Genomic DNA, 14,465 nt, shown 5'->3' with positions numbered 1-14,465 from the left:
CCCCGCGCCGGCAAGCCGCGGTGCGTGCATGGCAGGGCCCTTTCTCGAGCTCCTCGACATCGGCAAGACCTACCCCGGCGTGGTCGCGCTCGCCGGCGTGAGCCTCGCCGTCCATCCCGGCGAGGTCATCGGCCTCGTCGGCGAGAACGGCGCCGGCAAGTCGACGCTGATGAAGATCCTCGGTGGGGTCGCCACGCCGACGGCCGGCTCGATCCGCGTCGACGGTGCGGAGCGCGGCGCCATGACGATCGCCGGCGCCATCGCCGCCGGCATCGCCTTCGTCCACCAGGAGCTCAACCTCTTCGACAATCTCGACGCGGCGGCCAACGTCTTCATCGGCCGAGAACCGCTCCGCGGCGGCCCGCTGCGCCTGGTCGACCGGGCGCGGCTCGCCGCCGCCGCGGCGCCGCTCTTCGCGCGCCTCGGGGTCGACTTCCGCCCCGGCACGCCGGTCTCCGGCCTCTCGCTCGCCCAGCGCCAGCTGGTCGAGATCGCCAAGGCGCTCTCGCTCGACTCGCGCCTCGTCATCATGGACGAGCCGACCTCGAGCCTCACCCTCTCCGAGACCGACCGGCTGCTCCGCGTCATCGCCGACCTCAGGGCCTCGGGGGTCAGCGTCATCTTCATCTCGCACCGGCTCGACGAGGTCACCGCCTGCGCCGACCGGGTGGTGGTGCTGCGCGACGGCCGCCTGGTCGGCCATCTCGCCGAGGACGAGATCTCCCCCGCCGCGATGATCCGGCTGATGATCGGCCGCGAGCTCAAGTCGATCTACCGCCCGCCGGCCGCGCCGCCCGGCGCGCCGATCCTGGAGATTTCCGGCGCCCGCACAGCGACCTACCCCGGCCGCGAGGTCGAACTCGCCGTCCGCCGCGGCGAGATCCTCGGCCTCGCCGGGCTGATCGGCGCCGGGCGCACCGAGCTCGCCCGCGCCGTCTTCGGCATCGACCCGCTGCTCGCCGGCACCGTCCGCCTCGCCGGCCAGCCGGTCGCCATCGCCTCGCCGCGCGACGCGATCGCCCGCGGCATCTACCTCGTGCCCGAGGACCGCAAGGCGAGCGGCGTCCTGCTCGACCTCACCATCGCCGAGAACATCTCGCTGCCGCAGCTCGCGGCGCTCGCCAGGGGCGGCCTCGTCGACCGGGCGGCGGAGGAGAAGCTCGCCCTCGCCGAGCGGCGGCGCCTCGCCATCCGCGCGCCGGGCGTGGCGACGCCGGTGATGTCGCTCTCGGGCGGCAACCAGCAGAAGGTGGTGCTCGCCAAGTGGCTCGCCATGCGGCCGCACGCCATCATCTTCGACGAACCGACCCGCGGCATCGACGTGGGCGCCAAGCGCGAGATCTACGACCTGATGCGCGGGCTGGCCGACGCCGGCGTCGCGATCCTGATGATCTCGAGCGACATGGAGGAGGTGATCGGGGTCAGCGACCGCATCGCGGTGATGCACGAGGGCGCGATCAGCGGCATCCTGGAGCGCGGGCAGTTCTCCGAGCACCGGGTGCTCGAGCTGGCGGTGGGACATGTGGCATAGGCGCGGGGCGCATTGATGCAGAAGAAGGACTTCGGGCTGCTGGTCCTGATCGTGGTGGTGGGGGCAATCGTCGCCTTCATCAACCCGCGCTTCCTCTCGCCGGTGAACCTCGCCAACACCGCGAACCTCGTCGGGCTCTTCGGCATCTTCGCCATCGGCCAGGCCTTCGTCATCATCACCGGCGGCATCGAGCTCTCGGTCGGCTCGGTCATCGCGCTGCTCGGGGTGCTCTTCGTCGACCTCATCGTCACCTACGGCGTGCCCTGGCCGATGGCGATCGGGCTGATGCTGGCGCTCGGGGCGGTGATCGGGCTGGCACACGGGCTGCTCATCACCCGGCTCGACATGCAGCCCTTCATCGTCACCCTCTGCGGGCTGCTCATCTACCGCGGCGTCGCCCGCTTCTATACCGCCGACGGCACCGTCGGCTTCGTCTTCGGCCAGACCTTCCCCACCCTCGAGTGGCTGACGACCGGCCGCAGCTTCGGCGTGCCGCATTCCTTCTTCGCCATGCTGGTGATCGCCGCGGTCATGTGGGTGGTGCTGCACCGCTCGGTCTTCGGGCGCTACCTCTACGCCGTCGGGCGCAACGAGGAGGCGGCGCGCTATGCCGGCGTCCCCACGGCGCGGGTCATCGTTTCGGCCTACGTGATCTGCGCCGTGCTGACCGCGGTGGCGGCGATCTTCTTCGCCATGTACACCCGCTCGATCTCGCCCTCCTCGCACGGCAACTTCTACGAGCTCTACGCCATCGCCGCCGCGGTCCTCGGCGGCTTCTCCCTGCGCGGCGGCGAGGGGTCGATCATCGGCGTCGTCCTCGGTGCCGTGCTGCTGCAGGTGCTGCAGAACCTCGTCAACCTGCTCGGCATCCCGAGCTCGCTCAACTTCGCCGTCATGGGGTCGGTCATCCTGATCGGCGTCCTCGCCGACCAGCAGTTCGACCGCTACCGCCGGCGCCGGGCGGCGAGCGTGGTGCAGGAAGCGGGCGCGGAGGCCAAGGCCCCGGCGTAGCCGCTGCCTTGCGCGCAAGACAGCGGACAAGGCATTGAAGTGGAAGTAGATTTCCCCCGGGATTAACCGGTAAGCAAGGTCTGGAACGCAAGACACGCCGCGCGGCGGCCTACTGGACGACGAACTCCGCATGCAGCGCGCCCGCCGCCTTGATCGACTTCAGGATGTCGATCATGTCCCGTGCCGAGACCCCGAGCGCGTTCAGCCCCTCGACCACCTGCGGCAGCGAGACCGAGTTGTCGACGATGGCGAGCCCGTTGCCCGGATTCTCCTCGATCGAGGCGTCGGTGCGCGGGATCACCACCGTCTGCCCCTCGGCGAAGGGGTTCGGCTGCACCACCAGCGGCGTCTCCTCCACCCTCAGCGTCAGGTTCCCCTGCGTCACCGCCACCCGGCTGATCCGCACGTCGTTGCCGAGGATGATCGTCCCCGACCGCTGGTCCACCACCACCCGCGCCCGGGTCGAGGTGTCGACCTCGATATTCTCGATCTGCGCCATCAGCCGCGCCGGCTGATCGACCCCGACCGCCGCGAGGTCGAGCTCCACCGTGCCGGAATCGAGCATCCGCGCGATCCGCGCCCCCACGTCCCGGTTGATCACCGCCTCGATCCGCGCCGCGGTGGTGAAGTCCGGGTTCCTGAGCGCCAGCCGCATGTTCCTGACCTGGGTGAAGTCGAACGCGACCTCGCGCTCGACCCGCGCCCCGCCCGGGATCAGCCCCGCCGTCGGCACCCCCTGCGTCACCGTCTCCGCCTGCCCCTCCGCGACCACACCCCCGGCGATGATCGACCCCTGCGCCACCGCATAGATCTGCCCGTCCGCCGCGTTCAGCGGCGTCATCACCAGCGTCCCACCCAACAGGCTCTTCGCGTCGCCGATCGCCGAGACCGTCACGTCGACCTGGCTCCCCGCCCGCGCGAACGGCGGCAGCGCCGCCGTCACCAGCACCGCCGCCACGTTCCGCGCCCGGATCTGCTCGCCGGTCACGTTGACCCCGAGCCGCTCGAGCAGGTTGACGATCGCATCCTCGGTGAAGGGCGAGTTGCGCAGGCTGTCGCCAGTATTGTTCAGCCCCACCACCAGTCCGTAGCCGAGCAGGTCGTTGCCCCGCACCCCGTCCACCTCGACGAGATCCTTGATCCGCGCCGGCGAGGCGGCCCCGGGGGAAGGGAGCCCCCCGAACCAGAGGACGAGAAGCGGCAGAAGCAGGAGCGCGAGGGGACGCATCATCGAGGTCAGCGCATGTAGTTGACGAAGCGCAGCCCGGCCAGCCGGGCGGTCACCGTGTAGATCGCCTCGAGCTGGACCTCGAGCGCCTGGTAGGCCGAAGCCGCCTCGACCGGATCGGTCGCCATGAGCTTCGAGCGCGCCAGATCGAGCGTGTCGTGCTCGGACACCCGCTGCGCCTTGGCGGTCTCAACCTGCTCCTGCTGGCTGCCGACGGCCGAGCGCAGGTCGAGGATGCCCTCCTTCGCGGCGAGGAGCCGGTCGCCCGCCTCCGACAGCATCGCCATCTGCCCGGCCTGGTCGCCAGCGAAGGCGCCGCCGGCCACCACCGCCGCCATCGCCTGGGCGCGCAGCACGGCGACGAGTTCCTCCTGGTCCGCGCGGATCCCATAGTCGACCCGCTGGCCCTCGCCGATCGCCACCGCCGTCAGATCGTCGGTCGAGCCGACGTATCCCGAGGTGTAGAAGGCGCCCGCAGGCTTGGCGAAATAGTCGTCGATCGCGGCGATCGCCGCGGCGGCGTCGGCCGAGCCGGCAGCGAGCGCGTCGAGGTCGGCGAGGAGCGCATCCGCCGCGGCGAGCGCCGGCCGGTCGGTCGTGGTGCCGGCGAAGAGCGACTGCCCGGCGACCTGCCCGTTGAGCTGGCCGACGGTGGCGGCGAAGTCGCTGCGCGCCGTGGTCGCGTGCCGCATGGCGGCGGAATAGTCGCCCAGCGACGTGGCGGAGACCATGTCGATCGACAGATCCTCGAGCGCCGTCTGGATCTGCCCGAAGGTCGCCTGCATCGTGTCGAGGCGCAGCTCGGTCAGCGTGATGTTGTCGCTGAAGACCGCGTTGCGGTCGAGCGAGCGCTCCAGCGCGAAGAGACGGGTCAGGTTGCCCCCGGTCGCGTCGAAGCGGCTCGACTTCAGGTTGGTCGTCATCTCCGTCGCCGCCGTGTCGAGGCGGTCGCGGGTGGCGAGCGCCTGCTTCTGCAGGGCCTGCATCCGGGCGAGATCAGAACCTCCGGTCACGCGCATCTCATATCTCCAGCAGAAGCCGCATCAGGTCGTCGATCACCGAGAGCACCCTGGCGTTCGCGGCATAGGCCTGCTCCACCAGCGTCAGCGACGCGAGCTCGCTGTCGGTATTCACCCCCGTCTCGCCGACCTCCTGCTCGACCAGCGCCGACTGGCGCGCGGTGAGGTAGGCGCGGCTGTCGTCGCTGCGGGCGCTCCGCCCGGCGAGGAAGGAGGAGATCTCCGAGGCCATCAGCGCACCGCCGGCGTTGGCGCTCTGCGAGATGAAGCCGATGGGCTGGCGCGCCGCCCCCATGGCGTCCGCGAGCGCCTGCAGGTTGACGCCGTTCCCCTCCGCGCCGGCCGTCGCCGCCGAGAGCCCGTCGCGCAGCCGCCAGGCCGCGCCGCCGGCGCTGGCGTCCACCGCGGCATTCACCTCGATCCGCCCCGCGAGGCCGGTGGCCGAGCCGCTGCCGCTGCCGTCGACGAAGAGCCCCTCGCCGGAGGCGTCGAGCCAGGTCGCGGGCATCAGGTCGCGGAAACGCTCGATCAGGTCGTTGGCGTAGCGGTCCATCTCGGCGTCGACCTCGGGCACGATGCTGTCGCGCACCTCGAAGAGGGCGCCGAGCGTGCCGCCGTCGAAGAGCCCGCTGCCGGTGCCCGCCGCGACGGCCACGGGACCCGAGGCCGCATGCAGGTCCTGGCTGAGGCCGCCGAGCGGCGACCCGAGCGACATCTCGGCGGTCACCACGTTGGGCGCCTGGGTGAACTTCAGCTCGTAGACCTGGCCGTCGAGCAGGAGCCCGCCGTTCTGCGAGTAGAGCGCCACCTGGTCGCCGTCGCGCTTGGCCACCTTGACCGGGATGATCGCGGAGATGCCGTCGATCAGCCGGTTCCTCTCGTCCTGGAGGCTGGTGACGTCCACCCCCTTCGGCGCGAGCGTCGCGATCTTCTTGTTGATGTCGTCGATGGCGTGCAGCGTGTCGTTGACCTGGCCCACCTGCCGGGCGATCTCGGCATCCGCCTCGGTGCGGATGCGCGAGTTCTCGTCCGACACCCGGTTGAGAGCGTCGGCGAGGTTCTTCGCCGCCGTCACCGCGTCCGTCAGCTTGGTGGTCGACTGCGGCGAGGCGGTCGCCGACATCAGCGTCGTCTCGAGCGCGGTGGCGAGCGTCGAGAGCGAGCTGTCGGCGCCGGCCTCGCCGACGACCGCCATGATCCGCTCGTAGGTATCGGCGATGGTCCCGGACGCCCCCGTCTGTGCGTCGAGCGCGCGCCGCTCGGAGGTCAGGTAGGCGTTCTCGGCGCGGTAGGTGCCGGTGACCTTCACGCCGCTGCCGTAGCCGCCCGCGGTGAGCGAGGAGAGCTCGGTGGTGCGCCTGGCGTAGCCGACGGTCATGGCGTTCGCCACGTTGTTGGAGATGGTGTCGGCCAGCCGCGAGGAGGCGGCGAGGCCGGAGGCCGCGTTGTTCAGCGCGCTCGAGATACCCATCTGCCGCTCCCTTGCTCAGCCCGCGCCGTCAGCGCTTCAGGTTGGTGGTTTCCTGCAGCATCTCGTCGACGGTCTGGATGATCTTGGCGTTCGACGAATAGGCCCGCTGGGTCTGGATCAGCTGGGTCAGCTCGTTGGCGATGTCGGTCGTCGACTGCTCGCGCGCATAGCCCTCGATCCCGCCCGTCGGCCCGTCGCCCGCGTTCCAGAGGAACATCGACCCCGAGGCCTGCGAGATGGCGAAGCACTGATTGTCGAGTACCTTGAGCCCGTTCGGGTTCGGTACGTCGGCGACCGGGATCTGGTAGACGACCTTCGAGAAGCCGCTCGAATAGGTGGCGTGGAGAAACCCCTTCTCGTCGATCGAGAGCCCGGTGAAGGTCCCCGCCCCCGCGCCGTCGTGGCTGACGCCGACCGAGGAGAAGGTCGAGGTGAGCTGCGACAGGTGCTGCGGCCCGGTCGGGCTGGTCGAGCCGAGGCCGATGGTGATCTCCTGGCTGCCGAGGTTCAGCACCATGTTCCCGGTCGCCGGGTCGTAGGTGGTGGCCAGCGTGCCGCCGGTCGGCCCGGTGACGCTCGCGATCCCGCCGGCGTTCGGCGGCGCGTCGCTGAAGACGATCTCGTAGGTTCCGGCCGACTGCCCGGTGGCGTTGTCGGTCAGCTGCAGCGTCCAGGTGTTGCTCCGCGGGTCGCCCGTCGCCGGCACCGTCGGGGTGAAGGTCGCGGTCACCGTCTGCGAGCCGCCGACATTGTCGAAATACTCGACCGTCACCACCCGCGGATCGCCGCTCGCCCCCGCCTCCACGTCGCTCGTCGGCAGGTTGACGTTGAGCGTGATGTTCGAGGTCGGCTGCACCGCCACCGAGGAGAGGTTGACCCTGACCGGCTCGAGCCCGCTCACCGTGTCGCGCGGCTGCGAGGCGACGACGCCGTTGGCGTCCGCCGGCCAGCCGAGCAGCACCAGCCCCGAGGGCGTGGTGAGATACCCCTGCGCGTTGGTCGAGAAGGAGCCCGTCGTCGTCAGCATGAACGGCATCTCGGCCGTCGTCTGCCCGATCGCCGCCGTGGTGCTGACCGGCAGGAAGCCCCTCCCGGTGATGGCGAGGTCGGTCGCGTTCGTCGTCTGGGCCAGCGCCCCCTTGGCGTCCACGTCCCAGATCGCGTTCGTCTTGACCCCGCCGGCGGTGAACCAGCGCCCGCCGCCCACGGTGTTCGGCGACTTCGCGTCGGCGACGGTCAGCGAGGAGAAGTCCACGTCCGCCCGCTTGTAGCCGTAGGTCTGCGAGTTCGCGATATTGTCGGAGATGGTCGCGAGCTTGTTGGCGTTCGCATTCAGCCCCGAGACGCCGGCGTTCAACGACGAGGAAATTCCCATGCTCAGTCCTTGTCCGTGAAGGGCGGCCCGCAGGCCCTCACCGGCATGCTTGGGACGGCGGGGCTTAAGATGAGCCTAACGCCCGTCCCCGCCCCTTCCGGCCACGGCCCAGAAAAACCCAAAAATCCGATTGATCGGACCGGCGCCGCGCCGGCACCATGGGACCGGGCCGGACGGCGCCGAGCCGCCGCCGAGCCGTGGCGGCAGATGCCGCCAGCGCCTCCCCGGGATGCCGCTCGGCAGACCCGCCGCTACGCGCCCGCGTCGAACCGGCGCAGCAGCGTGATCTCCACCCGGCGGTTGCGCGCGTCGCGCGGATCGTCGGCCACGGGGCCGCGGTCGGACTTGCCGGTCACACGCGCGATCCGCGCGTCGGCCACGCCCGCACCCTCGAGGAACACGCGGGTCAGCTGCGCCCGGTCGGAGGAGAGCCGCCAGGGGTCCGGCCCGTCCCGCCCCACGTCCCCGGACGCGAGATGCCCGGCGACCGCGACCGGATTGACCGTGCGCGCGAGCACGCGCCCGATCATCCGCACCAGCTCCTCGAAGATCGGCTCGGGCTCCGCCGTCGGCCCGTCGAAGAGCGGCGAGCCCTCGATGTCGAAGACCTCGATGATCAGCCCCTCGTCGGTCACCCGGGTGCGGATGTGCTGCAGCAGCGGATCGGCCTCCATCGCGTCGCCGCTGCCGCCGAGGAGCTGCTGCTCGACCTCGAAGAGGCTCGCATCCTCGATGCCGGGCACGTCCGTCGTCTCGGGGTCGCCGGTCTGCCCGGTCTCGTCCTGGGAGAGCACGTCCTGGCTGAACATCGAGTTGCCGTCGAACGGGCCGTCGCCGCCCGAGCGGCTCTCGTGGATCGGGATCGTCGGGCTGAAATAGTCGGCGAGGCCGAGGCGGGTCTGCTCGTCGGTCGTGCTGAGCAGCCACATCAGCAGGAAGAAGGCCATCATCGCCGTCACGAAGTCGGCATAGGCGACCTTCCAGGCGCCGCCGTGATGCCCGCCTTCGATCACCGTCTTGCGCTTGACGATGATGACGCTGCCCGCCTTGCGGTCCATGAACGCGGCCCCCCGATTTTCCCCGGCCATCGGAGATAGGCGCAGAATGCTGAACCCGGGATTACCGCGCCGCGCCGGCGGCCGGGGATTTCCCTCGCATTGCAGCCAAGCCGTTCAGATTCCGGTAACGATTGCCGCCGACACTCGCGCCCGACCGTCCCTCCGCGAGGCCCGCCCCCGGATGCCCCCCTCCGGCAACGTCCTGTCCCAGAAGCTCCGCCACGGCGGCCTCGCCCGCTCGCCGCTGGCCGAGACCGAGCTCCTCGGCGAGAGTTTCGCCCGCGGCGTCGAGGACCGCCTCCGCCTGATGGTCAAGACCGTTGTCGCCACCGCCGTCGACGGGGTGCGGATCGCCAAGCTCGCCGACGCCACCGCGCCCTTCGCCGGCCCCGCCGTCCTCGGCCTCGTGGACGTCGAGGACGCCGACACGCCCGGCCTCGTCGCCATCGAGCCCGACCTCGCCTACCACCTCGTCGACCTCACCCTCGGCGGCGACCCGGCCCAGGCGCCGGCGCCGCTCGCCCGCCCCTTCACCGCCATCGACATGGCGCTCTGCCGGCTCCATCTCGACGCCATCCTTGCCGCCTTCGCCCACGCCATCGGCGCCAACCTCGGCCACCCGCTGACCAAGGGGCTCTCGATCCGCGACCTGCGCCAGACCCTCTCGCAGCTCCGCCTCGCCCCCGACTATATCGACGTCATGGTCTTCGGCATGAAGCTCCTGCTCGGCGAGGCCGGCCGCCACGGCCGCCTCGCCCTCGTGCTGCCGCTCTCCGCCCTCGACGTCATCCGCGCCTCGGTGCAGGCCCGCAACGTCCAGGCCGCGCGCGACCGCCCGAACGACCTCTGGAAGACGCTGATGCGCCGCGCCGCCGCCGCCGCGCCGGTTCCGGTCGACGCCGTCCTCCACCGCCAGACCCTCAGCCTCGCCGCGCTGCAGGGCCTCTCGGTCGGCCAGGTCATCGAGATCCCCCGCCAGGCGGTCGAGGAGATCCGCCTCGCCATCCCCCAGCCCGGCGGCCGCACCGCGCTCCTCGCCCAGGGCCGCCTCGGCGTCTACCTCGACAACAAGGTCATCAAGCTCACCACGCCCCCCGACCGCCGCGTCACCGCCCACATCGAGCGCGCCCTCCGCCCCACCGCCGACCTAGCCCCCCCCGAGCCCCCGCCCGCCACCATCGAAGCCCCGGAGCCCGAGGCGGCCCCCTGACGCCCCATGCCCTCCACCATCGCGAACGAGCGCACCAAGCTTCTCGCCAACGCCCTCGACCGGGCCTCGACCGCCTGCCTCGCGGTTGGCGTCCTCGCTCCTCTCGCCGCAGTGTCCCACGTCGCGGCCCCGCAGTTCTCGCTCGGTCTCATCGTCTCGTTGATCGGATGGTTTCTCGCCGCGATCGTGCTACATTTGCGCGCAAGGCGGACGCTCGGAGGACTGCGGACATGACCGTCGGATGGTTCATCTTCGGAGTGGTGATGCCCGCCATCGTCGTGGCCGTCGGCCTGACCGGTGCCTACCTACACGACCGTTCCCTCCGGAAGGACGACACCAGGCGCAACGCGCCCGCCGAATAGCCTACTCCCCCTCGCACCAGCAGGGCAGCAGGTTCCCCGCCGCCGGCCGCGCCGCCCAGACCGCGCGCGCGATCGCCCGGGCCAGGCAGTGCGCCGCCGCCTGCCCGAGCCCCACCTCCTCCATGTCGCCGGCCAGCGGGCGCCGCCCGGTCGAGACCCCGAAGACCAGATCCCCGTCGAAGGCCGTATGCGCCGGCCAGATCGCCCGCGCCATCCCGTCGTGCGCCACCTCCGCCAGCCGCCGCGCCCCCGCCTTGTCGAGCGCCGCGTCCGTCGCCACCACCCCGATCGTCGTGTTCCCCGCCAGCGGCCCCGGCTTCCCCGGCGCCGGCGCGACATGCGGAACCCGCGTCGCGCTCGCCCCGAGCCCGCCGAACTCCGCCCCGATCTCCCATGCCCCGGCGAGGAACGCCCGCTCGCCCGGCACGCAGACGCTGCCGAAGGCGTTGACCGCGACCAGCGCCCCCACCGTCGCACCCGCCTCGGTCACGAGCGAGGCCGAGCCGAGCCCGCCCATCAGCGTCGCCGTCATCGCCCCGGTCCCCGCCCCGGCCGTCCCGATGGCGAAATCCTCCCCCGCCGCCGCGAAGGCCGCCGCCCCGAGCGCAGGATAGGGGTTGGCCGTCCACCCCTTCTCGCCCCCGTTCGCCAGGTCGAAGAGGATCGCCGCCGGCACGATCGGCACCAGCGCCGGCCCGGCCCGGAACCCGCGCCCCTGCGCCCGCAGGGCGTCCATCACCCCGCCCGCCGCCTCGAGCCCGAAGGCCGAGCCCCCCGCCAGCACCAGCGCATCGACCGCCGCGACGAGCCGCCCGGGCGCGAGGAGATCGGTCTCCCGCGTCCCCGGCGCCCCGCCCCGCACGTCGACCGCCGCCACGAAGGGCGCGTCCGAGGTCAGCACCGTCACCCCCGACTTCAGCCGCGCATCCCCGGCGTTCCCGACCAGAACCCCCGGCACGTCGGTGACGAGGTTGCGCGCCCCGGGCCGCAGCACCCAGCTCACTCCCCGACCGGCACGCCCTCGGCCGTCATGCCGGTGATGACCTGCTCCACCGCCTCGACCGAGCTCGCCTTCGGATCGATGTCGTCCGCCACCACCCGCCCCCGCCGCATCACCACGATCCGGTCCACCACCTGGAAGACGTGGTGGATGTTGTGGGCGATGAAGATGCAGGAATGCCCCGAGGCCCGCGCCCCGCGCACGAAGTTCAGCACCCCTTGCGTCTCCGCCACCCCGAGGTTGTTCGTCGGCTCGTCGAGGACGATGAGGTCGCTGTCGAAATGCATCGCCCGCGCGATCGCCACCGCCTGCCGCTCGCCGCCCGAGAGCGCCGCGATCGGCGTCTCCGGCGGGATCCGCTTCTCGATCCCCACCTTGCGCAGCAGCCCGCTCGCCACCTCGTTCATCGCCGCCAGATCCATCCGCCCGAGCCAGCGCGGCCCCTTCACCGGCTCCCGCCCGAGAAACAGGTTCCGCGCGATCGAGAGCTGCGTCACCAGCGCCGAGTCCTGGTAGATCGTCTCGATCCCGTAGCGGATGGCGTCCGTCGTGCTGCGGATCTCGGCCTTCTCCCCGCGGACCCAGATCTCCCCGCTCGTCACCGGCACCGCGCCCGACAGGACCTTGATCAGCGTCGACTTGCCCGCTCCGTTGTCGCCGAGAAGCCCGACGATCTCCTGCTCGCGCACCGAGAAGTCCACGTCCTCGAGCGCGCGCACCCGCCCGTAGTATTTGGTGATCCCCACCATGCGGATCAGGTCGGCCATGCCTCAGACCCCCGCGTTGTGCCGCCGCTCGAGCCAGGAGTGCAGCGCCATCATCCCGAGGATGATCGCCCCGATGAAGATGTTGTACGCCAAGCCCGGCACTCCGATCAGCACGATGCCGTTGCGCATCACCCTGAGGATCAGGATGCCGATCACCGTCCCGAGGATCGTCCCCCGCCCGCCGGTCAGCACCGTGCCGCCGATCACCACCATGGCGATGACCTCGAGCTCGTAGCCCATGCCGCTGTTCGGGTTCGCCGCCGAGGTGCGGATCGACGAGATCATCCCGGCGAAGGCCGCCATCACCGCGGTCAGCACGAAGAGCGCGACCTTGGTCCGCCCCACCTTCACCCCGCGCGCCGCCGCCGCCTGCGGGTTGCCGCCCGACGCCTGGATCCAGTTGCCCGCCTTCGAGCGCGTCAGCACGTAGCCGAGGACCAGCGCCGCGGCGACGAACCAGAAGAGCGAGGCGTAGATGCGGAACGGCCCGACGTGGAAGTCCCCGACCAGCGCCGTCGCCAGCCAGTGCCCGGCCGCGTTCCACGTCCGCTGCGGGAAGCCGTCGGTGATGTAGAGCGCCGTCCCCCGCACCACCAGCAGCATGCCGAGCGTGACGAGGAAGGAGGGGATCTTCAGCCGCGTCACGAAGAAGCCGCTGAAGAGGCCGATCCCCACCGCCGCCAGCATGGCGATCAGGAACGAGATCTCGAGCGGGGCCACGCCGCTGTTGAAGAGCGTCCACATCAGCACCGGCGCGAAGCCGAAGACCGACCCCACCGACAGGTCGAACTCCCCCGCCGTCATCAGGAGCGTCATCGCGAGCGCGATCAGCCCGAGCTCCACCGTGAAGGTCAGCGTGTTCGACACGTTGAGCGGCGAGAGGAACGAGGGGTTGATCGCGGTGAAGACGGCGATCTCTGCGATGAGCAGCACCAGCGGCCCGAACTCCGGCATCGCCACCAGGCGCTGGAGGAAGGATTGTCTCTGCACGGCGTCTCCGGCGTTGGCGAGGGACCGGCGGCCCGGTCCCTCCCGGCGTCAGGTCAGTTGCCCGACAGGATGTCGTCGTAGAGCTGCGCCTGGTCCTTCTCGTAGAGCGCACCGGTGATGACGTCGAACCCGGCCGGGATGCCCCCCGCCTCCATGTTGGCGAGCGAGAGCGCCACATAGGAGGTCGCCTGCGGATCCTGCCACTGCGCCGCGTTGACGTAGCCCTCGAGCACCTCCTGGGTGGTGTCGAGCGAATTGCCCCAGCCCACCACCGGAATGTCCCCCGCCGCCACGCCGACCTGGTCGAAGACCCGCTTGATCGACCCGGTCACGAGATCGCCCAGCCCGATGATCGCCGAGATCCTGTCGCGATTCGCGGTCAGATAGTCCGACATCCGCGTGATGATCTCCGCCTGGTCCAGCGTCGCGTCGGTCACCTCGTAGGTGATCCCGAGCGGCTCGAAGACCGACTTGATCCCCTCCTCCTCCTGCACCCCGTAGGTGGCGCCCGGCACCTCGACCGGCATCCAGACGAAGTCCCCTTCCTTCACCAGCCCCTTGTCGACCAGGTACTGCGCCCAGTTCCGCCCGAAGACCACATTGTCGCCGCCGACATAGGCGTCGAACGGCGCCGTCGGGTCCGGCGTGTTGAAGTTGATGATCGGGATCCCGGCCTCGACCGCCTCCCCGGCCACCTCGACCAGGCTCCCCGGATCCGGCGAGGTGGTGACGATCCCGTCCGCGCTGGCCGAGATCGCCGCGCGCACCGCCTCCTGATGGCTCGCCACGTCGCCGTTGTGGAACGAGGTATTGACCGTGTTGCCGGTATCCGCCGCCCACTGCTCCGCGCCCTGCAGGAAGTAGGTCCAGACCGGATCGGCCGGCGAGCCGTGCGAGATCCAGTAGAACGTCTTCGCCCAGGCCCCCGAGGCGCTCAAGCCGAGCACCACGGCGCCGGCCAGCAGCCTGCCGCCTATCCCCTTCATTTCCCTTCCTCCCTGGTCAGTCCCCGGCGGTTTCGTCCCCGCCCGCCGAAACCTTGCGTCCCCCGCCCCCCGATTGCAACGATTACGGGCGCTCACGCATCGCGCACGGCCGGGTAGCCGGCCCTGCGGGCGACCTTCGCCAGACGGCGGTCGAAAGTGGCGAAGGCCTCGCAGTGACGCGTCCGGCTCAGATGCAGCGCGTCGGCGAAATCCATGCCCCCGGCGGCGAGGTCGAGCGCCACGGCGACCGAGTCGCCATCCTCGATCGTGACGGTCGGAAGCCCGCCGAAGGCGCGGAGCGCCTCGATCACGCTCGCTGTCGCGCCACCACGGACGCTGCGCAGCACCCATTCCGTCTCCAGCAGGACCGTCACCGGCACGAAGACCGCCGCACCGTCGATGAGGGCGCGGGCGCGCGGCGATTGCTCGGGGTGATCGCCCGTCAGGTAGCGGACGA

Annotated in this window: 15 protein-coding genes; 5 read left to right on the top strand and 10 right to left on the bottom strand. The window is 71.0% G+C overall.

Annotated features, from left to right (window positions below):
• Both Q0112_RS09680 and Q0112_RS09675 read left to right on the top strand, forming a co-directional pair.
• Positions 1-1,531 (top strand): sugar ABC transporter ATP-binding protein (locus Q0112_RS09680; protein WP_367278460.1); only part of this gene is annotated, 1,531 nt, incomplete at its 5' end.
• A gap of 15 nt (positions 1,532-1,546) precedes the next feature.
• The gene (locus tag Q0112_RS09675) at positions 1,547-2,542 is read left to right on the top strand and encodes an ABC transporter permease (protein ID WP_297974512.1); all 996 of its coding nucleotides are present in this window, start codon (positions 1,547-1,549) and stop codon (positions 2,540-2,542) included.
• Positions 2,543-2,651: 109 nt separating this feature from the next.
• Here the strand turns inward: Q0112_RS09675 and Q0112_RS09670 are convergent, their stop codons facing one another.
• From Q0112_RS09670 to Q0112_RS09650, 5 genes are all read right to left on the bottom strand, one after another.
• The gene (locus tag Q0112_RS09670; RefSeq protein WP_297974517.1) at positions 2,652-3,770 is read right to left on the bottom strand and encodes a flagellar basal body P-ring protein FlgI; all 1,119 of its coding nucleotides are present in this window, start codon (positions 3,768-3,770) and stop codon (positions 2,652-2,654) included.
• Positions 3,771-3,778: 8 nt separating this feature from the next.
• The gene (locus Q0112_RS09665) at positions 3,779-4,789 is read right to left on the bottom strand and encodes a flagellin (protein ID WP_297974508.1); all 1,011 of its coding nucleotides are present in this window, start codon (positions 4,787-4,789) and stop codon (positions 3,779-3,781) included.
• Position 4,790: 1 nt separating this feature from the next.
• Positions 4,791-6,260: a flagellar hook-associated protein FlgK gene (gene flgK / locus Q0112_RS09660; RefSeq protein ID WP_297974505.1), complete on the bottom strand. Its 1,470-nt coding sequence runs from the start codon at positions 6,258-6,260 to the stop codon at positions 4,791-4,793.
• Between the two features lie 28 nt (positions 6,261-6,288).
• Complete coding sequence (locus tag Q0112_RS09655) at positions 6,289-7,635, bottom strand: flagellar hook protein FlgE (protein ID WP_297974502.1); 1,347 nt, start codon at positions 7,633-7,635, stop codon at positions 6,289-6,291.
• A 251-nt stretch (positions 7,636-7,886) separates the two neighbouring features.
• Entirely contained in the window at positions 7,887-8,693 is an 807-nt protein-coding gene (locus tag Q0112_RS09650; protein WP_297974500.1) for a flagellar motor protein MotB, read from the bottom strand.
• Positions 8,694-8,874: 181 nt separating this feature from the next.
• On the opposite strand from Q0112_RS09650, the gene Q0112_RS09645 reads away from it, so the two are divergent.
• Genes Q0112_RS09645 through Q0112_RS09635 form a run of 3 tightly spaced genes read left to right on the top strand, consistent with a single transcriptional unit; the run spans position 8,875 to position 10,265 of the window.
• A complete protein-coding gene (locus Q0112_RS09645; protein WP_297974498.1) occupies positions 8,875-9,903 on the top strand; it encodes a FliM/FliN family flagellar motor switch protein in 1,029 nt (342 codons plus the stop codon).
• A 6-nt stretch (positions 9,904-9,909) separates the two neighbouring features.
• The gene (locus tag Q0112_RS09640; RefSeq protein ID WP_297974496.1) at positions 9,910-10,137 is read left to right on the top strand and encodes a hypothetical protein; all 228 of its coding nucleotides are present in this window, start codon (positions 9,910-9,912) and stop codon (positions 10,135-10,137) included.
• Positions 10,134-10,265, top strand: a complete 132-nt coding sequence (locus Q0112_RS09635) for a hypothetical protein (protein ID WP_297974493.1) — start codon at positions 10,134-10,136, stop codon at positions 10,263-10,265. The genes Q0112_RS09640 and Q0112_RS09635 overlap by 4 nt, the downstream gene beginning before the upstream one ends.
• 1 nt (position 10,266) lies before the next feature.
• On the opposite strand, the gene Q0112_RS09630 is transcribed toward Q0112_RS09635, so the two are convergent.
• The 5 genes from Q0112_RS09630 to Q0112_RS09610 all read right to left on the bottom strand — a co-directional run.
• The gene (locus Q0112_RS09630) at positions 10,267-11,256 is read right to left on the bottom strand and encodes a P1 family peptidase (RefSeq protein WP_297974515.1); all 990 of its coding nucleotides are present in this window, start codon (positions 11,254-11,256) and stop codon (positions 10,267-10,269) included.
• A gap of 8 nt (positions 11,257-11,264) precedes the next feature.
• Complete coding sequence (locus Q0112_RS09625; protein ID WP_297974490.1) at positions 11,265-12,032, bottom strand: ATP-binding cassette domain-containing protein; 768 nt, start codon at positions 12,030-12,032, stop codon at positions 11,265-11,267.
• A gap of 3 nt (positions 12,033-12,035) precedes the next feature.
• Positions 12,036-13,022: an ABC transporter permease gene (locus Q0112_RS09620; protein WP_297974488.1), complete on the bottom strand. Its 987-nt coding sequence runs from the start codon at positions 13,020-13,022 to the stop codon at positions 12,036-12,038.
• A 53-nt stretch (positions 13,023-13,075) separates the two neighbouring features.
• A complete protein-coding gene (locus Q0112_RS09615) occupies positions 13,076-14,008 on the bottom strand; it encodes a substrate-binding domain-containing protein (RefSeq protein WP_297974486.1) in 933 nt (310 codons plus the stop codon).
• 92 nt (positions 14,009-14,100) lie between these two features.
• Positions 14,101-14,465, bottom strand: a 365-nt coding sequence (locus Q0112_RS09610; RefSeq protein WP_297974483.1) for a type II toxin-antitoxin system VapC family toxin, incomplete at its 5' end; no start/stop codon positions are given.

The organism is uncultured Amaricoccus sp., assembly GCF_937858865.1.
GTDB lineage: Bacteria > Pseudomonadota > Alphaproteobacteria > Rhodobacterales > Rhodobacteraceae > Amaricoccus.
The sequence above is the reverse complement of the archived record's forward strand: the minus strand, read 5'-3'. Positions and strand labels throughout refer to the sequence as shown.